Here is a 17,337-nt window from a genome sequence, read left to right as displayed (position 1 = left end):
TCGTTTGGTTCGGAGTGGCTAACATGTTCAACTGGTTCAAGACTGCGTTGCTGATGGCCGCGATCACCGCGCTGTTCATTGTGATCGGTGGCATGATCGGCGGCACGCGCGGCATGACGATCGCGCTGGTGTTCGCGCTGGCCATAAATTTTTTCTCATACTGGTTTTCGGACCAGATGGTGCTGAAGATGTACAACGCGCAGGAGGTCGACGAAACCAGCGCACCACACTTCTATCGGATGGTCCGCGAACTGGCTACGCGCGCTGGGCTGCCGATGCCGCGCGTGTACCTGATCGACGAAGACCAACCGAATGCGTTTGCAACCGGCCGCAACCCGGAGCACGCGGCGGTCGCGGCGACCACCGGTATCCTGCGCGTGTTGTCCGAGCGTGAGATGCGCGGCGTGATGGCGCACGAGCTTGCGCACGTCAAGCACCGCGACATCCTGATCTCGACGATTTCGGCGACGATGGCGGGAGCCATCTCCGCGCTGGCCAACTTCGCGATGTTCTTTGGCGGCCGGGACGAGCAAGGTCGGCCGACTAACCCGATTGCTGGTATCGTGGTTGCGCTGTTGGCGCCGTTAGCCGCCGGTCTGATCCAGATGGCGATTTCGCGTTCGCGGGAGTTCGAGGCGGACCGCGGCGGCGCGCAGATCAGCGGTGATCCGCAAGCGTTGGCGGCAGCGCTCGATAAAATCCATCGGTATGCGGCGGGCATTCCGTTCGCTGCTGCGCAGGAGCACCCGGCGACCGCGCAGATGATGATCATGAACCCGCTGTCCGGTGGCGCGGTCCAAAACCTGTTCTCCACTCACCCGGCGACTGAGGAACGGATCGCGCGGCTGATGGCGATGGCGCGCACGGGGCGTTATAGCTGAGTGAGCCACGTGCCCTGGAAACGGCCTACCTCCGGCGCCGCCACGCTGCGGCCGGATTCTCTCGCGTTTGCGTTGGACGGTGCGGCACGCGCCCTTGCGCGGCTGCGGGCCGGGACCGCGCTGCCGGACGCGCTGGCCATCGTCCATGCGGGCATCGCGTCGGCGCAGGCTCGCGGCGCAATCCAAGACCTTGCCTATCGCGCGACGCGGCAATTGGCACGAGCTGACGCGTGGCTGGACGCGCTGGTTCGCAGAGCGCCTGCTGAACACGTGGCGAATGTGTTGCGCTGCGCATTCGCGTTGCTTGCTGAGCCTGATGCGACGCGCGCATACCCTGACTTCACGGTGGTCAACCAGGCGGTCGCTGCGATCGCGGCCCGCGCGGATGTCGCGCATACGAAGGGGCTGGTCAATGCCGTGCTGCGCAATATGGTCCGTTCACGGCCCGCTTTGCTTGCCGAAGCGATGCTTGATCCGGTTACGCGCTGGAACTATCCTCGATGGTGGATCGACACACTGCAGCGCACGTGGCCCGACGACGCGCAGCGTTTGCTTGAAGTGGGCAACGCGCATGCGCCGATGACGCTGCGGGTGAACCGTCGTCAGACGGATGTGGCGACCTATCTCGAGAGGCTGCGGGCAAGCGGCATCGACGCGTTGCGCAACCCGGCTTGCCCGGATACCGCGCTCACGCTGCGCGAGCCGATGCCGGTCGAACGATTGCCCGGTTTCGCGCAAGGCGCGATTTCAGTGCAGGATGCGGGCGCGCAGCGTGCCGCCGCGCTGCTCGACGTGCGCGACCGAATGCGTGTGTTGGACGCGTGTGCGGCGCCCGGCGGCAAGACCGGGCATCTTCTCGAATGCGCCGATATCGAACTGGTGGCGCTCGACAGTGATGCGGCACGGGCTGCGCGCATCAACGAAAACCTCGCGCGGTTGAAGCTGCGCGCCAGCATTCAGATCGGTGATGCAGGTGAGCCGGGTCAGTGGCACGATGGCCGGCGATTCGATCGTATACTGGCCGACGTGCCGTGCTCCGCGTCAGGCATCGTCCGGCGCCATCCGGATATCCGCTGGCTGCGACGTTCCACCGACATCATCGCATTGGTTGCCGAGCAGCGCCGCATCGTGCAGGCGCTCTGGCCGCTGCTGGAGCGCGGCGGGCAATTGCTGTATGTGACATGCTCGATCTTCCCGGAAGAAGGCGAGCAACAAGCCGCATGGTTTGAACACGCGCTCGAAGATGCGGTACGATTGGACGCGCCGGGCCAAATCCTGCCCACGGCGGCGTGCCCGGGTGAGCATTGCGATGCTCACCGTGACGCCCGATCGGACCTCGACCAAGACGGATTCTTCTACGCGCGCTTTCAGAAACGGTGACCCAATCACGCTTTTTCTCGTCACGGCTCGTTGCCGTTTTCGGTCTGGTGCTGGCGGTCTGGTTCGCGACATTCGCATCGGGCTCGCGCGCGGACACATGCTCGGTGCAGCGGGCGTCGTTACAGGCCGACGGCAACGGTTGGAGCCTGGACGCGCGGTTCGACTTCCAACTCAACAGCAGTCTGGAAGACGCTGTCAACCGGGGCATCCCACTGTATTTCACGACGGAGTTCCAGTTGAGTCGCGCGCGCTGGTATTGGTTCGATGAGCAGCCGGTCAGCGTGTCGCAAAGTCTGAGGCTGTCGTTCCAGCCGCTCACGCGCGAGTATCGCGTGTCCACCGGCGGGTTGCAACTGGGCTTTCCGACATTGGAGGACGCGTTGGCGGTGATTCGCCATGTCACATCGTGGCATGTAATCGACCGCTCGCAGGTCAAGCCCGACGAGACCTATACGGCGTCGGTACGCATGCAGCTCGATACCGCGCTGATGCCCAAGCCGTTCCAGATCGACGCGGTCAACAATCGCGACTGGAACCTGGCCTCGGACTGGAAGCGGTTTACGTTCACGGCGGGCGAGCATGGCAAATAGCATGAGGTTCAAGAGTCTGCTGGTTAGGCTGCTGATCGGGACGTTCGTGCTGACCGCGCTGCTGCTGTTGGGGTTGCTGGCGCTCGCCAGCGCGAACACCGAGTTCTTCGACCGCTATTATTCGTGGCTGTACACGGCGAACTTCGTCGTCGCGCTGATCTTTATGCTGATCGTCGGTGGATTGGTGTGGATCATCGTCAGCCGGCTCAGGCAGGGGCGTTTCGGCACGCGGCTGCTCGCCAAGCTGGCAGTATTCTTCGCGCTCGTCGGTGTGCTGCCGGGCGGTATCATCTACCTGGTGTCGCTGCAGTTTGTGTCGCGCAGCATCGAATCGTGGTTCGACGTCAATATCGAGACGGCGCTGACCTCCGGATTGAACCTCGGGCGCGGCATGCTCGATGCGTCATTGTCGGACCTACAGAATAAAGGCCGGCTGATGGCAGACCAGCTTGCCAATACCGATCCGTCCAATATGACGCTGACGTTGCTGCGGCTGCGCGACCAGTTCGGCGTGCATGATGCGACGATTGTCGAGCCGGCGCGTAGCGTGTCCGGTGCGACCGGCGAGATGCGCGTCATCGCGCAGGCGTCGTCCAATTTTGCGGCGATTTTGCCAGATGACCTGCCCACGCCGCTGGTACTCGGCCAGGCGCGCGAGCGTGGCTATGCGGCCGTGGAGGGCGAGATCGACAACAGCGGCGCGGGTGCGCATACCGCCGCCAAGGACGTGCTGCGGCTGCGCGTGGTAGTCCGTATCCCGAGCACGGACACGAGCGCGCTGCAACCGAGCGAGCGCTTTTTGCAGCTCGCGCAGCCGGTGCCGTCGTCGCTGGCGCACAATGCCGACGCAGTGCAGCGTGCGTACCGCGAATACCAGGAGAAGGCGCTCGGCAGGACCGGCCTGCGCAAGATGTATATCGGTACGCTGACGCTTGCTTTGTTTCTCGCGACATTTACCGCGATGATGCTGGCGCTGGCGTTGGGCAACCAGTTGGCGCGTCCGCTGTTTCTGCTGGCTCAGGGCACCAAGGAGGTAGCGCGCGGGGATTACACGCCCAAGCGCGAAATCAAGACGAACGACGAACTGGGCTTCCTGACCCAATCGTTCAACGCAATGACGCGCCAGCTCTCCGATGCGCGCGCCGCGGTCGAGCGCAACCAGATCGAGCTCGAGCATTCGAAGGCTTATCTGGAAAGTATCCTCGCGAACCTGACGGCGGGGGTGTTCGTATTCGATCATCAGTTTCGACTAACCACGGCGAATCGCGGCGCGGAGCGGATTTTCCGGCAACCTTTTGACGCCTTGCTTGGCGTGCCCCTGGAGCAGATCGCCGTGTTGGCCGCGTTCGGCGCGATGATCCGCAAGGCGTTTGCCGAACGTGATGCGGCGCGCTCCCCTGAGCAAGGCCTGCCGCCCGACACCGGACATTGGCAACAGCAGATCGCGATCGAGGTATCCGGTGAAAGCGACCCGCTGACACTGCTCGTGCGCGGCAGCCGCCTTGCGCAGCCTGGCCTGGCTCATGCGCCGCAGATGGGCGCCGCGGGCTATGTGGTGGTGTTTGACGATATTTCTGACTTGATCTCGGCGCAGCGCTCGATTGCGTGGGGCGAAGTCGCCCGGCGGCTCGCGCACGAGATCAAGAATCCGCTCACGCCGATCCAGTTGTCGGCCGAGCGGCTGCAAATGAAGCTCGGCGACAAGCTCGCGCCGGAAGATGCGGGCTTTTTGAAGCGCAGTGCGACGACGATCGTCAACCAGGTTGCCGCCATGAAGCGCATGGTCGACGATTTCCGCGAATACGCGCGCACGCCTCCGGCGGTGCTCGTGAACTTACAATTGAACGAGTTGGTCACCGAAGTGTTGACGCTGTATGGGATCGAGGACGGCAAGGGCCCGTTGAAGGTGGCGCTGTCGGCATTACCGGTGATCAAGGGCGATCCGACGCAGCTGCGGCAGGTCGTGCACAACCTGTTGCAGAACGCGCTGGATGCGGTCGCGGACGTTCCGAGCCCGCATATCCTGCTCGAGACTAGGACAGTAGAATACGGCGAGCCCGATGCGCAAGGGCAATCGCGCGTCGCGGTCCGGCTTGCAGTATCGGACAATGGTCCGGGCTTTCCCGCGCGCATCCTGGCACGCGCGTTCGAGCCCTATGTCACGACCAAATCTAAAGGGACAGGTCTCGGGCTTGCTACGGTGAAGAAAATCATCGACGAGCATGGTGCGCGTATCGACATCCGCAACCGCACGAAGCCGGGAGAACGGGGCGTGGCTGGCGCGCAGATATCGATTTTGTTCCTGCAGTTGGCCGACGGCGTCGATGCACCGGACCCTTTAGGCGACACGCGCACGCCGCAATCCGCTGCAGCGGCGAAGGACACGGCGCATACAAAAGCAATAGCGGCAACAGCGCAGACAAAGGTAGCGTAAATGGCAACCATTCTGGTGGTAGACGACGAAATGGGTATCCGAGAATTGCTCTCGGAGATCCTGAGCGACGAAGGACATGCTGTCGACGTCGCCGAAAACGCACAACAGGCACGGGAGTATCGGCAGCAATCGACGCCGGACCTCGTACTGCTCGACATCTGGATGCCGGATACTGATGGTGTGACGCTGCTCAAGGAATGGACGGCACAGGGCCAACTAACGATGCCGGTCATCATGATGTCAGGGCATGCGACGATCGACACCGCGGTCGAGGCGACGAAGATTGGTGCGTTGAATTTCCTCGAAAAGCCGATTGCGCTGCAGAAGCTGTTGAGTGCGGTCGAACAAGGGCTGGCGCGCGGAGAGGCCGCACCGTCGGCGACGGCGGCCAGCAAGCCGTCCGTGCCGGCGACGCAAACGATCGCCGGGGCGGCAGCGTTGCCGGTCGCGGACGCATTGGATGCCGCGTCCAATGGTGTGGCAGGCGTGCCGACCACGGCCATCTCGTTCGACATTCCGCTGCGCGATGCGCGCGACGCGTTCGAGCGCGCGTATTTTGAATATCACCTCGCGCGTGAGAATGGCAGCATGACGCGCGTTGCGGAAAAGACCGGGTTGGAGCGTACCCATCTGTATCGTAAGCTTAAGCAGCTTGGCGTTGAACTGGGCAAGAACAAGTCGGAATAACGGCGCCGCGCGCTGCCTGCCTCGCTGCACCGCCCGTGCCACGTGTGCCACGCCGAAAAAAACTTGAGGTCTGCAGCAGGCCTTGATATAATTTTTGCTTCGCGTGGCCCGGTAGCTCAGTTGGTAGAGCAGCGGATTGAAAATCCGCGTGTCGGTGGTTCGATTCCGCCCCAGGCCACCAAGTCTGACAAGGGTTCCGAGCAATCGGAACCCTTTTGCATTTCTGGCGGTGTGCCAGATTTGTGCCTTAATGTGCCAATGTTCGCTGCATACGCTGCAACATGGTCCCGCCCCAGGTGCGCGTAGCGCAGCACCATCTGATAGCTGGCCCATCCTCCAAGCTGCTGAAGGATAGGTAGCGGCGTGCCGGCTTGCACGTGCCAGCTTGCCCACGTATGCCGTAAGTCGTGAAATCGTAGCCCCGCCACTCCCGCACGAGCACATGCCTTTTGCCATGCGTGATTGTAGATACGGCAGATGGGCGCCCCCCTATACACGAACACGTAGCGCTTGTGCTGCCCTTGTTGCTCGCTCAATACAGCCAAGGCATCGTCGTTCAGCGGCACGGAAATCACCTTGCCAGCTTTGGCCTGGTCGGCGTGAATCCAAGCCAACGCCTGCGCTTGATCAACCTGCGTCCATTCCAACAGTCGCACGTTCGATTCTCGTAGCCCCGTTGCCAACGCGAACCGCGCCATCTGGCGCAGGTGCGCTGGCAGTTCGGCTAGTAGCCGCTGTGCCTGTGCACGCGTAAGCCACGTCAGGCGCGCGCTGCGCTCCGGCAGCTTGCGAATCGGAGGAACCGCGTCAATCCACCCCTGCGCATGACAGTGATGCAGGATGACCGAGAGCGCGGCTATATGCCGATTTACCGTCGCGCACGCTACCGGGCTACCCCGGTAATTTTCCGCTGCCTTCGTCTCAATCAGCGCCTGGATGCGCTCCCGATTGATATCGCGCACGCACTCCCCTTTCAACTGACCGGTCAGCCAGCGCAGGCGCTGCTTTGTCGTCTCGAGCGAGCGCTGGTGCTGGTTCTGCTTGAGCCAATGCACGACAGCCGCTTCCCATGTCACGGCCGGTCGCTCACCGAGCTTTTTTTGCCGCCAGTAATCGCTCGCAACCTTGGCGGCAAATTCTTCCGCCTCCCGGCGATCCGAGGTGCCAGAAGATCGTCTAATTCGCGAGCCGTCGAGGCTGAGGTCAAACCACCAGGGCCCATTTTTTTGCCGTTTGTAGAACCGCATTTCCCGCCTGCTTTTTCGTATTGCCGTCTGAGCCAATCTATCACGTCGACGTCCACGAGTACCCACGCTCGGCCAATCTTTGCGGCCGGTAGACCGTGGTGCTTGATGCATTCGGACACCGTCTCGGGCGTAGTGAATAGCCACGCTGCTGCGTCTTCCAGACTCATTGTGCGCATCGTGATTGCCTCGTTTTCAGGCCGTGCGGGAGGGGGGACAGGCAGCGCAACTCATGGAATGATGGATAAGACAGTTTGTCAGATTTAACCATTTGATTTTAAACAAATTTCTTTGCCATCAATTGCCATCATTTAGGCATGGCAAGGGTCAAAAACTCGTGGCCTAAAAAATAGGCAGCGTCCGTCACTCATGGCAAAACGCACATGACTCGTGGCAGCGCGTTGGGGCTGATTTCTTGCCTTCTTTGTATTCTTTCTTCTTATTTTTCAATAAGTTAGAGGGAGATAAGATAGGGGTGGGGAGGGCCGGCACAAAAACCAGACTCGTGGCAAAAACGGCCCAACTCGTGGCAAATCGAGCATGACTCATGGCGGTACTCTTCTCAAGAATCAAGAACTTACGAGCGCACACCCCCCAAAACCACGACTCGCATGCGCTACCTGGGCGGTTCCCGCGTGGCAAAACCCGTGTGCGGCCCTGCGCCCGCGCCGCTCGCGACGTTGCCCGGCCGTTTCGGCTCGCTAGGGAGTGGGGCGAAGCGAACTGAGTAGCGCTCGCGTGACGGCGTATGCCGATGGCGGCGCGCACTGGACAGCGCAATCTATGGCCGCTATGCGATTGGGTGAAATGAAGGAAGCGGCTACCGCCGCACGGTGGTTGCAAGGGCTGAAAGCGGTTCATACGTGCCCCCTTGCAAGCGCGTCGGTTGCCAAGTCTTCACGAATGGACACATGCAGGCCGAAGCCGGTCAAGCGTTCGAGTGAGACCGGTGTGAGATACGGCACACGACGGGTATAGATGCGACGCTCCACTTCCTTGTCGCCGACAACGACACCGGCGTGCTTGAGCTGCGCTTTGAACACGCGGTCGGACTTCACCGGCAGGCCGTTCCACTTATCACGTAGGCTGCTCGTGTGCGCGATGTGGTCCATCACGTGACCGGTGCGCAGCAACAGACAGAACTCACCATCGACAGTGTCGAACGTGAACGGGTGCTTGTAATTGCCGCCGTCGATCTCGGACAGCACGGTTTCCATGATCCAGACCCATGGCTCGCGGTCGGCGCTCGTCTCGGCGATGTGGCCGTTCATCTCGGTGAGCAGGTCGCGCGGGAAGTTGCCTTCGCTCGGGTCCATGCCGGCGAACTCGGTCAGGTAGCGCCAGGCGAGCGCGACGGCCGCGTAGTTACCGGCCATGCGCTTGGCGCCGTCGTCCTCGCCGCTCGCGCGGCAATGGGCCAGCGCCATGTCGCGCAGCTTCGCGTATTGCTCAAGCACGGCCTGCTTGTTCAGACTGGCGAGGAATTCGAGCCACTGCCGGACCGGAAAGCGCGGCAGATTGTCGGGCAGCAGCGGGCCACGTTTGCCGGTCAGCGTCGTGCGCACGAGTTTGCCGAGCAGACTGCGCACTGGTACGTCCTCGCCGGCTAGCATCACCGGCGCACACAGCAGGTATTCGGTCATATCGGTGCCGCGGCGCGTGACGGTGTACTGGTAATTCTCTTGCAGCAGTCCAACCGCCTTATCGATCACGTCCTGCCGGCGCGCGGACAGCTCTTCCCATCCGACCGGGTGGCTCGTGTGGCTAATGCTGGTCAGTAGGCGAAATTCCGTTTGCAGCGACTGCCCGGAGAACATGGTGAATGCAAGCGAGCGTTCGAGCCGCTTGATCAGCGTTGACTTACCTGCACCCTTGTTCGCCTGGATCGTGATATGTGGCCAGAAGCCGAGCAGTGCTTTTAGATGGCCGCCGAGCGACCACACAAGCGGGATTGTCGCGGCGTTCTGCTTAAACGTCGTTTGGTAGGCGGTGATGACGCGGCGCGCGTCGCTGACTGGGCCGCTTGGGAACGTCAGATTGTGATACGGACATTGTTTGTCTGCTTCGGTGAAATAGCAGTCTGGGCCTTCGTTGACGATTAGGCGGCCGTCGCGCCATGCGAGCCCGACGAAGTTTGCCGCCTGGCGCGCGCCGAGGTTGGCGCCGCGCTCCAGGATGTTCACCATGCGCTTGAACGGCGCTGGCGCCCAGATCGGGCCGAACTTGCCCCACTGGTCGACGTTGTGCAGCTGATCGTCAAGCATCACGCGGCGGATCAGCTGCGCGCCGTGCCGTGGCGCCTGCACGGACACGGCGAAGTAGACGGTCGGCGCTTGGTCGGCGTCGCCCGTCATCGTTGATGTTGCGCTTGCGACCGACACGCGGCTGATACCGGCGATGCGAAAGCCGCACAGATCCGTCATCACGGGCGTTTCAACGCCGGATTCCTCATTGCGCTCCATCTTCGTGATGTAGCTGGTGAAGTCCGGGCGTACGCGAAAGCGCCAGTATTGCGCGAAGTCGTGCGACGGCAGAAAGATGCGTGGCCGGCCGCGGCGTGTGGCGTCGCCGGCGAGACCCGCGATCAGCCAAGGTTCGAGCTGCTCAAGTGCGCGTGCCAGCTCGGCCGGGCCACGCAGTTGCAGATAGTCGTTCACGTCATTGATCGGCTTGCGCGTCGTCTCGCCGTCTGCGAGGTCAGCGAGCCAGCCGGCCTGGTCAACGAGCACCGCGCTAATGTTCAAGCTCGTGAGCCGCTCGTAGAGTGCCCACGCCGCTTCGGGGCCGGGGCGGTGGCCGGCGCGCGGGTGACTGTCCGAGAACGGCTCGTCGTTGTCCAGGCAAATGACGACTTGTTTGCCCCGCAGGAACGTGAAATCGATGCCATCGACGTTAGCGAGGCCGCGCAGCGCGAGCGCGGCGGTACTGGACATCGCGCAGGTGTCGATCGACAGCGCATTGATCGCGCTTTCGACGATGAACACGCGCTTCGCTTTGTCGAGCTGGCGAGGATCGGCGCTCCAGCCGTAACCGGCTTTGTCACCTTGCGTCTGCGTCTTGACGCCACCGTTGAGCGCGGGATCGACATAGCGCATGTCGACGGCGACGACGCGGCCGTCGCCCGGCGCGCGCACGATGAACGCGGCGGCCGGGCCGGCATAGCCGACCTCGCCGGCGGCGACCTTCGAGCTCGTCCAGGTGTTGAAGCCGAGGGTGCGTGCGGCGATCGCCGCGTTCATCGCCGCCGGGCAGATACCGCGGCTACTGAGGTAGTTGCGCACGCGATCGCGTTCGGCCAAGCATCGATCGGCGATGTATTCGACGGCCGATTTCTCACGGTGCTCGGCGTGCGTTGGCCGGTCCAGTGGGATGCCGTAGGCGTCGTGCAGGTAGCGCACGGCGTCGGCGACGGTGCCGCCACGGGCATGGATCACCAAGTCGATGCACGAGCCGCCGGCGTCGGCGCTGTGGTCGCGCCAGCCGGTGCCGTGCTTCGGGTGGTTCACATAGATCGACAGGGACGGGCTCTTGTCCTCGTGCTGTGGGGAGTGATAGAGCGCCTTGTCGCCGCCGCGACCGCGCCTTAGGCCGAGCCGATCGGCGAGGTCGTGCAGGTCGATGTGTTGTTTCAGTTCGTCGATCGAGGCCATGGTGATGGATGTTGCTCAGAGAGTTGCATGGGATAGCGGCTCGGATGGAATGGCTCGCCATGGCGGGGAGCCAAGCTCATGGCGTCACTTCGCGACGGGACTGACCATGCCAGCGCAACAATGAGAGCGCAGAACGTAAAGATGCTGACGGCGAATGCGGTGGCTGGCCCCAATAGCGGATCGAGGTGACGCAGGACGCTATGGAGTGCGAGATACAGCCCGGTCAATGAAAAGAACAGCATGAACAGCACTGTCGTGCAGAAAACGTAGTACTTCATGGCGTGGTTCCTTGTGAGTGCGCCGGCGGCCGGTGCGGTTGCGTTACTCGTCTTGGTCCTTGGCGGTTGTGCGTCGGCGGTGGACAGTAGGCCGCTTCCGGTCAATCGAGCGAGCCCGCATGGCACGCGCGGCGCTTTCCACTACACGACGAACAGCGGTGTGGCGCATGGCGGTATCGAAGTCCCCGACCATGCGAAGGCGCTGCCATGCGCGTCGCAGCTCGCTTTCTGAGATAGACGTATGCATCGGTATCAATGCAGCGTGGCCACCATTGGCAGCAAAACGGGCATGCCAGCGGCGATGTCCCACTCGCAACGGATCACATAGCCGAGCCTGCGTGCGGTACCTGCGAACACGAAGGGATCGATGTCGGCATCCCAAAGGGTGCGCAGGTACTGCCGGCGCTGCTCCATGGGCAGCGAGGCTGGATCGAAGGGAAGAACGAGTGGAGCAGAAGCGAGGGTGGCCATGCGGATCTCCTTTTTGTAGGCAAAAAAAGTCCCTCACGCCGGCGCGGGCGCGATGCGAGGGAAACGGGTTGAGTGACTTGGGCCGCTAGGCCAACAGTTCTAGCTGTTGCGCAAGCTGACTACGCACATGTGGCGACAGCGGCAGGTTCAACGTCAAGTTGGGCGTTGCAGACGGAGAGAGCGTGCGGGCGAACTCCATGTTCACGACATAAGTGTGGCCGCACTGCGCGTTGGTGCACTGGTAAGTAACCTCACGAAAGGTCAACGACATTTCGCGACTACTGCGCGCGTTGGCGCGCGTGCGGCAATGTGGGCAACGATTCAGGATCCGCATGTCGCCTTACTCCGGACGAGATACAGTGCGCGGCCGCGGCCGTTTATGTGCCGTGCCGTGCGGCGCAGGCGCCGCTTCACGAGCCATTCGACCGTCGCCTCGATCGACGGCAGGCCGTGATGTTGGCGCATGCATTCCAGCACGTCGCGGTCCGCATCGGGGATAAAAATGTCCGTGCTGGTATCCGGCATCGTAGGAGCTACTCATGGTGGACGGTTGAGTGCCTTCGCTTAGGCACTGGCGTGGTCAAAAATGGAGGCTTGGCGTTCAGCCAGCAGTGCTGCGGCTTCGCGCATGGCCATTTCGCGGATCATCACCGCAAGCTGCTCACCTTGGTAGTTCGCCAGGGCGAGCAGCAGCGCCTGTTCGTAGTCGTCGAAGCGAATGGTGTGTTTGTGGTTGCGAACGCGTTTTGGATCGGGGTACATGTGTGCTCCTCAATTCAACTGCGAACGGGGGTTTGAGATGGGGTGGAAGCGGCATTGAAATGGCGTTTGCCGACGGAAATGAGTTCGCGCGCCATGCTCGAAATCGAGCGGTGGTGGTCTGCGGCGATTTGTTCGAGTTCGGCGCGTTCGGCGGACGTCAATCCGACGTAGACGAAACTGCCCGATAGCATGCCGCGTGGCGTGCGGCGTGGGCCTGTGGTGATAGTCATGGTCGGTATACTTTATGGTTACTCTTGCGTTACGGTCAGCCCAGTTTGACGTCCATTTTTATGGATGTCAATACGTTTGATGGAATTTTAATGGATGGAATAGGGAAGCGATTACGTAGCGAGCGGATGAGGTTGGGTCTAAGTCAGCCAGAATTTGCGGCGCTAGGTGGGCTGAAACACAAAACTCAGCTCAATTACGAAGCGGAAGTCAGTGTGCCGGATGCGCGGTACCTGCTCGCGTTGCGCGAAGTAGGTGTTGATATTTGGTATGTACTGACGGGCGAGGTAAGCTGTTCATCACTTATCGAAGACGAAAGCGAAGTCGTTGATGGCTATCGAAAGCTGAACGAAGCGGGAAAAGCCGCAGTTCAGACCTTTATTTCTAGTTGCGTCCGTACCGGATCAATGACGCTTGACGCCGACCCAACCTCGCCCGATAGACGAGTTAAACGCCTAGCCGAAAACCGGCGGGCAGCCCTTGATCAGCGCATGGCAGAAAATGTTGAGCGTGCAATGGCTGAGATCGAGCGACAACGTAAAGAGCGGGCCGCGAAGACAAAAAAAGGTTGAATTGTTGTTCGTGATTATTGGAGGACGATTGTGCGTCCTGAGCCTCGATGCTATATAGCACCGCTGCATATGGGCTATTGATGCGCATAGCAATAGTGCAAAGCGCTCAGAGATTGAACGCTTTGCGTATTGCTCGACACACTAGCCATGCGATGGCGCGCATTGGCACAGTGTGATTGCAGCGTGTACGACAGGCAAAGTAATTTAGTGCGACTAGCGATTATTGCAGCGCTGCACGAACTCAGTGTTGGTTACGCGAAGCTTAAAGTTTTGCTACGTATGTGCCGATATCGCGCTGCTATGCCGCTGATAGACGATTCATGCCTTAATACTTTCAGGCATTCTGTCTTGAGTGTACGGCACAAACCAAAGTCCTATGCTAGAAGCGCCACCTACATACACTTTCAAACGCGACATAGTACGACAAATGATATGGGGCCGTTACAGTTTACTCGCCGATTCAACTCGGCAGTTAGTTAGCATTGCAATTTATGGGGCATGCTTACGCCTTGAAGCGATGCTAGATGGTGAACGTGTAAGTAAAGGTCCAAAATATGTACACCGATATGAAGCAAATTGACGGTATGATCGGCGCGGCGGCTGCGGCGGAGAGTGATGCTGGTGCTCGCCGGAAAAGGGTGTTAACTGAGCCTCGTACAGACTCGACCGCTGATACGCGTCTGGAGGCTCGCAACGCGATTGACGATGCGATGGAGCTTACGACTCTTGCCCTTGAAACAGCACTCCAAGCGGTCACGTATTTGCACGTGGCGCGCGCGGCGCTGATAGCAGAAGATGAAGGGCGGTTGCTGCGGACCTCTCGCGATGCGAATAAAGGCGTTGATTAATAATTAAGCTGAGTTGTGGTAATGCAAGCGGTACTGTGAATTCCTCACAGGTCGCAAGACATCGCAGGCCGGCTTGACCGCCCACAAGGTTTCGTCTTTGAGGTCGAAAGCGGTAGTCGCCGGCTCGATGTGATTGAGCTGTTCAATTTTCTGCGCGCGCTCGAAGTCAATCCGCACGGCTTCATCAAAAAGCTGATGTCCCACTCAGCGTCTTCGTTGCTGCGCTAAGGGCGGTTTTCTGCGCCCGTGGCCGCGGCGAGCGGCGTGGGCCTGTGGCGTGAGTCATGATCAGTATACTTCAACGATAGTCTTGCGATATGCAAGGCTAGTGCAATGAGCTGAAAAAATTCATAAATAATGGGTAATTTATGTCACAAGTAGGCAGTCGCTTGCGAGACGAGCGTTTGCGGATCGGGCTCAGTCAGGACGAGTTTGCGTCTGTTGGCGGGGTCGCGAGACGCTCGCAATCCGCGTACGAAGCGGACAAGCGTTCACCCGATGCTGATTACTTCTTGGCTGTTCGCGAGATAGGCGTCGACATCTGTTACGTGCTGACCGGTGAGCGGCACCAAGCTGAAGACGGGAAGGTTGGGCAGAGCGACGCTGACGAAGCCGAAGTGCTTGCGTTGTATCGGCAGCTCAACGAAGCAGGAAAAGCGTCGATCCACGCATTTCTGCTGAGCTGTTTTTACACGGGTTTGATGCTTCAGACGGCGACGCCGCGACGCGCCAAGCGTCTAGCAGAGAACCGCCGTGCGGTGCTTGATCAACGTACTGCTGAGAACGTCGAACGGGCGAAATTGGAAATCGAGCGCTTGCGTCGCGAGCGGGCAGCTAAAGCAAAAAATAAGTAGCGTTGCCTTTATGGATATAGGGCTATCGACTTCCGGGATTGGTTCAGGTTCGGTTAAGAGCGGACGCGCGGCATGCGATGACTTTTGCACTTCCGCATCCAGCTGTCGCGATACAGCTGGCTCACAGCATAAAGAAAGTAAGGACAGTTTACAGTTCTGCTGCTGTCTGCCGCGTGCGCGCGCCGACGCACGCACGCCGATGCGTGCAAAGCGCACCACGCTACCTCAGACTGGGTGCGTTTTAAGCCACTCGCGCAGCGCATTGTTCATACGAGTTTGCCAGCCGTCGCCGCTCGCCCGAAACTGCTGGAGCACGTCCGCGTCGTAACGAACCGTCACAGCGATTTTGGGCTGTTCCAGTTTCGGCCGTCCGCCACGTCGCTTCATCTGCGCAAATTGTTCGTCGGTGGGCACGAACGTGTCGGGGTCAGCGGCAATGCCACGTTCGATCGCAGCTTCTTCCTCTGCAGTATTACGAATCAACTTCGGTTGCTTGTTCATAGCGGCTAATCTCCCGGTTATTGGCTTTGCGAAGACTGATCACGCGAAACGTGTCGCCGCGCTGCGTAAACACCACGCAGTAAAGGCGCTCGTTGATTACCACATAACCAATCTCGCGCAACTCGCCGTAGTCGGCACGATCGTCGGCGAAACACCAGACCATTGACCAATCGATAGCGTCTGCCAGCTCCATCGAAACACCGTGTTTGCACTTGTTGACTTCATTTTTCGCGGGGTCAAAGATGGCCTTCATCAAATTATTGTAGTAACGAAAACCGTCTGGCGCAACAGGTTTTTGTGGTTACGAATTCCAGGGGAGATATTTGGGTGCGTGCTCTGGATGGGATTTCCTACACGTGCTCGAATCTGATTCGCATGACTTCATCAAAAGCTGATATCCCGCTCAGCGCCTTCGTTGCCGCGCTAAGGACGGTTTTCTGCGCCCGTGGCTAGCGCTGGCCTTTGCGGAAATGCGATCGGTGCCGGTCGGTGGTGGGATCGCCGCGCACCTCCAGTTCAAGCGCGGTGGTAAATCCCCCTTCGCCGATGGTGTGCAGGGCCTGCTTCACCAGCCAGGGCGTTTCGTCGATTTCCGGTTTAAAGCCTGACACCGTGACGGGCATCTCGGGGAATAGCTCGGCGCGGCCGTGCGCCAGTGTATAGCTTAACGTCGCCTGACTGCGCTGCATCCGGTTAAACTCGGCTTGCGCTGCCGCGCGTGCTTCCGCTTGCGTTGCGTACTCCTCGGGCAGCACCTTAACGTTCTTGTTGTTTTGGCCACCGACGATCACGGACTGGCGCTTTGCGCGCCCGTTTAAATGGTAGTGCGCCCGCACGGCCGCGTAGTTCTCGCGCTCGGACACGTGGTAGCGATGGCTGTCGCCACTGGCGCGCGTCAGTTCAAGCACGGCGAGCGGCTTGCCGCTTGCCGTGTGCCCGCTGCCGATCGGCATGAACAGCAAGTGCAGGTCTTTGACGTTCATCACCGCGTCATAGCGCTTGGCCAAGCGCGTGAGAAACGACATGTCTGATTCGTGCGTCTGATCAATGTGCTCGATCAAGGTTTTCGCGAGCGCGTCGCCGACCGCCGGGGTCAGCGCGTAGCGCGCGGCGATCGTGCGCACGATCGAGCCGATTGTCTGTCGGTGCCAGCTTTTCTCACGCCGCTCCTGCATGCCGCTAGTCATCGCCGCAGAACGTGCACGGACAGTGAGGATGTCGGGGCTGCCGCTGTGCTCGACTTCGTTCACCACGAAGCTGCCTTTGTCGATCAGCGGCTCGCCTACCCATCCGAGCGCCACCTTAATCCGCGCGCCGCGGTTGGGGATCGCCAGGTCGTTTTTTGAGTCGTCAAGCACGAGGTCGATTGTGTCGGCTTCGTCCGATCGCGACTCCGACAGACACAGCGACACGAGCCGTGGCATAAGGCGACGCGACAGGTCACGCTCGTCTAGCGAGATCCGATAGTCGGGTTGCGGATGAACACGCGCAATGCGCGGCGTGTGTCTGCTCGACGACGCCGTCATCAGAATCTGCCTAGTTGCCGCGTTGTCCAACCGCGCTGCACGCGCAGCGCGTCATCGTCGACGCGCTCGAGCGTCAGCCTGAATTCGATCTTGCGCGGTGTGCCATCGGCGGCATGGTACGTCTGCGTCTCATCGAGTGCGGCGATCACGTATGCGCCGTAGACATGGCCGGCGCCGTCAACCAGCGCGTAAGCGTCGCCGGTATGGGCCATGGCCGCGAGTTCGCGAATCGACGCGATGGTGCCGATCATCTCGGGCGCCACGAGCCCGTTGAGCGTGATCGTGTCCTCGCCTGTGCCGGTGAATTGGCGCGCGTCGCGCGCCCCGACGCGCGAGCTAGTCCGATGCTTCCACGTGCGCCGCCGCTGCAATTCGTGAAACGGTGCACTCGATAGGCTAAAGACGAACTGGTCAAGGGACATCAGCATGAT

21 protein-coding genes, 1 tRNA gene and 1 pseudogene are annotated in these 17,337 nt (G+C 60.6%); 9 read left to right on the top strand and 14 right to left on the bottom strand.

Annotated elements, in window-relative coordinates:
- Positions 1 to 23: 23 nt before the first annotated feature.
- The 6 genes from htpX (at position 24) to KQH55_RS13985 (ending at position 6,153) form a co-directional block, all read left to right on the top strand.
- Positions 24 to 881, top strand: a complete 858-nt coding sequence (gene htpX, locus KQH55_RS14010) for a zinc metalloprotease HtpX (RefSeq protein ID WP_076796613.1) — start codon at positions 24 to 26, stop codon at positions 879 to 881.
- Complete coding sequence (gene rsmB, locus KQH55_RS14005; protein ID WP_235091415.1) at positions 882 to 2,261, top strand: 16S rRNA (cytosine(967)-C(5))-methyltransferase RsmB; 1,380 nt, start codon at positions 882 to 884, stop codon at positions 2,259 to 2,261.
- A complete protein-coding gene (locus tag KQH55_RS14000) occupies positions 2,258 to 2,851 on the top strand; it encodes a DUF4390 domain-containing protein (RefSeq protein WP_076785753.1) in 594 nt (197 codons plus the stop codon). Before rsmB ends, KQH55_RS14000 begins: the two co-directional genes overlap by 4 nt.
- 1 nt (position 2,852) lies before the next feature.
- On the top strand, positions 2,853 to 5,285 hold the full coding sequence (locus KQH55_RS13995) for a PAS domain-containing sensor histidine kinase (RefSeq protein WP_304610934.1): 2,433 nt from the start codon (positions 2,853 to 2,855) through the stop codon (positions 5,283 to 5,285).
- Positions 5,286 to 5,972, top strand: a complete 687-nt coding sequence (gene esaR, locus KQH55_RS13990) for a response regulator transcription factor EsaR (RefSeq protein ID WP_235091413.1) — start codon at positions 5,286 to 5,288, stop codon at positions 5,970 to 5,972.
- 105 nt (positions 5,973 to 6,077) lie between these two features.
- Positions 6,078 to 6,153 (top strand) — tRNA-Phe (locus tag KQH55_RS13985).
- 124 nt (positions 6,154 to 6,277) lie between these two features.
- On the opposite strand, the pseudogene KQH55_RS17010 reads toward KQH55_RS13985, so the two are convergent.
- The 9 genes and pseudogenes from KQH55_RS17010 to KQH55_RS13945 form a co-directional block, all read right to left on the bottom strand.
- A pseudogene (locus KQH55_RS17010) lies at positions 6,278 to 7,219 on the bottom strand (tyrosine-type recombinase/integrase); the annotation flags it as partial.
- Positions 7,220 to 8,073: 854 nt separating this feature from the next.
- Positions 8,074 to 10,866, bottom strand: coding sequence for a toprim domain-containing protein (locus tag KQH55_RS13980; protein ID WP_235091412.1), 2,793 nt, complete (start codon positions 10,864 to 10,866; stop codon positions 8,074 to 8,076).
- Positions 10,845 to 11,144 (bottom strand): hypothetical protein, encoded by a 300-nt coding sequence (locus tag KQH55_RS13975; RefSeq protein ID WP_212667367.1) that lies wholly within the window; start codon positions 11,142 to 11,144, stop codon positions 10,845 to 10,847. Before KQH55_RS13975 ends, KQH55_RS13980 begins: the two co-directional genes overlap by 22 nt.
- A 43-nt stretch (positions 11,145 to 11,187) precedes the next feature.
- The gene (locus KQH55_RS17005; RefSeq protein ID WP_076796754.1) at positions 11,188 to 11,391 is read right to left on the bottom strand and encodes a hypothetical protein; all 204 of its coding nucleotides are present in this window, start codon (positions 11,389 to 11,391) and stop codon (positions 11,188 to 11,190) included.
- Positions 11,392 to 11,396: 5 nt separating this feature from the next.
- Positions 11,397 to 11,615: a hypothetical protein gene (locus KQH55_RS13965; protein ID WP_076796755.1), complete on the bottom strand. Its 219-nt coding sequence runs from the start codon at positions 11,613 to 11,615 to the stop codon at positions 11,397 to 11,399.
- Between the two features lie 85 nt (positions 11,616 to 11,700).
- Positions 11,701 to 11,949 carry an ogr/Delta-like zinc finger family protein gene (locus KQH55_RS13960; protein WP_255763156.1) on the bottom strand — a complete coding sequence of 83 codons (249 nt, stop codon included), beginning with the start codon at positions 11,947 to 11,949 and terminating at the stop codon, positions 11,701 to 11,703.
- Entirely contained in the window at positions 11,937 to 12,140 is a 204-nt protein-coding gene (locus tag KQH55_RS13955; protein ID WP_235091410.1) for a hypothetical protein, read from the bottom strand. Before KQH55_RS13955 ends, KQH55_RS13960 begins: the two co-directional genes overlap by 13 nt.
- 39 nt (positions 12,141 to 12,179) lie before the next feature.
- Positions 12,180 to 12,377 (bottom strand): hypothetical protein, encoded by a 198-nt coding sequence (locus tag KQH55_RS13950; protein ID WP_076785744.1) that lies wholly within the window; start codon positions 12,375 to 12,377, stop codon positions 12,180 to 12,182.
- Between the two features lie 14 nt (positions 12,378 to 12,391).
- A complete protein-coding gene (locus KQH55_RS13945) occupies positions 12,392 to 12,607 on the bottom strand; it encodes a hypothetical protein (protein ID WP_235091409.1) in 216 nt (71 codons plus the stop codon).
- A gap of 60 nt (positions 12,608 to 12,667) precedes the next feature.
- On the opposite strand from KQH55_RS13945, the gene KQH55_RS13940 reads away from it, so the two are divergent.
- Both KQH55_RS13940 and KQH55_RS13935 read left to right on the top strand, forming a co-directional pair.
- Complete coding sequence (locus tag KQH55_RS13940; RefSeq protein ID WP_306666091.1) at positions 12,668 to 13,177, top strand: helix-turn-helix domain-containing protein; 510 nt, start codon at positions 12,668 to 12,670, stop codon at positions 13,175 to 13,177.
- A 566-nt stretch (positions 13,178 to 13,743) separates the two neighbouring features.
- Entirely contained in the window at positions 13,744 to 14,025 is a 282-nt protein-coding gene (locus tag KQH55_RS13935) for a hypothetical protein (protein ID WP_235091408.1), read from the top strand.
- A gap of 3 nt (positions 14,026 to 14,028) precedes the next feature.
- Here the strand turns inward: KQH55_RS13935 and KQH55_RS13930 are convergent, their stop codons facing one another.
- On the bottom strand, positions 14,029 to 14,229 hold the full coding sequence (locus tag KQH55_RS13930; protein ID WP_235091407.1) for a hypothetical protein: 201 nt from the start codon (positions 14,227 to 14,229) through the stop codon (positions 14,029 to 14,031).
- 344 nt (positions 14,230 to 14,573) lie between these two features.
- On the opposite strand from KQH55_RS13930, the gene KQH55_RS13925 reads away from it, so the two are divergent.
- Positions 14,574 to 14,879: a transcriptional regulator gene (locus tag KQH55_RS13925; protein ID WP_235091406.1), complete on the top strand. Its 306-nt coding sequence runs from the start codon at positions 14,574 to 14,576 to the stop codon at positions 14,877 to 14,879.
- A 225-nt stretch (positions 14,880 to 15,104) separates the two neighbouring features.
- Here the strand turns inward: KQH55_RS13925 and KQH55_RS13920 are convergent, their stop codons facing one another.
- The 4 genes from KQH55_RS13920 to KQH55_RS13905 form a co-directional block, all read right to left on the bottom strand.
- Entirely contained in the window at positions 15,105 to 15,380 is a 276-nt protein-coding gene (locus tag KQH55_RS13920) for a BrnA antitoxin family protein (protein ID WP_235091405.1), read from the bottom strand.
- Positions 15,352 to 15,633 carry a BrnT family toxin gene (locus tag KQH55_RS13915; RefSeq protein WP_235091480.1) on the bottom strand — a complete coding sequence of 94 codons (282 nt, stop codon included), beginning with the start codon at positions 15,631 to 15,633 and terminating at the stop codon, positions 15,352 to 15,354. The genes KQH55_RS13920 and KQH55_RS13915 overlap by 29 nt, the downstream gene beginning before the upstream one ends.
- A gap of 196 nt (positions 15,634 to 15,829) precedes the next feature.
- On the bottom strand, positions 15,830 to 16,906 hold the full coding sequence (locus tag KQH55_RS13910) for a phage late control D family protein (protein ID WP_235091404.1): 1,077 nt from the start codon (positions 16,904 to 16,906) through the stop codon (positions 15,830 to 15,832).
- Entirely contained in the window at positions 16,906 to 17,334 is a 429-nt protein-coding gene (locus KQH55_RS13905) for a phage tail protein (RefSeq protein WP_235091403.1), read from the bottom strand. The genes KQH55_RS13910 and KQH55_RS13905 overlap by 1 nt, the downstream gene beginning before the upstream one ends.
- Between the last annotated feature and the right edge of the window lie 3 nt (positions 17,335 to 17,337).

It is taken from the genome of Mycetohabitans sp. B3 (assembly GCF_021498065.1).
Lineage (GTDB): Bacteria > Pseudomonadota > Gammaproteobacteria > Burkholderiales > Burkholderiaceae > Mycetohabitans.
The sequence above is the reverse complement of the archived record's forward strand: the minus strand, read 5'-3'. Positions and strand labels throughout refer to the sequence as shown.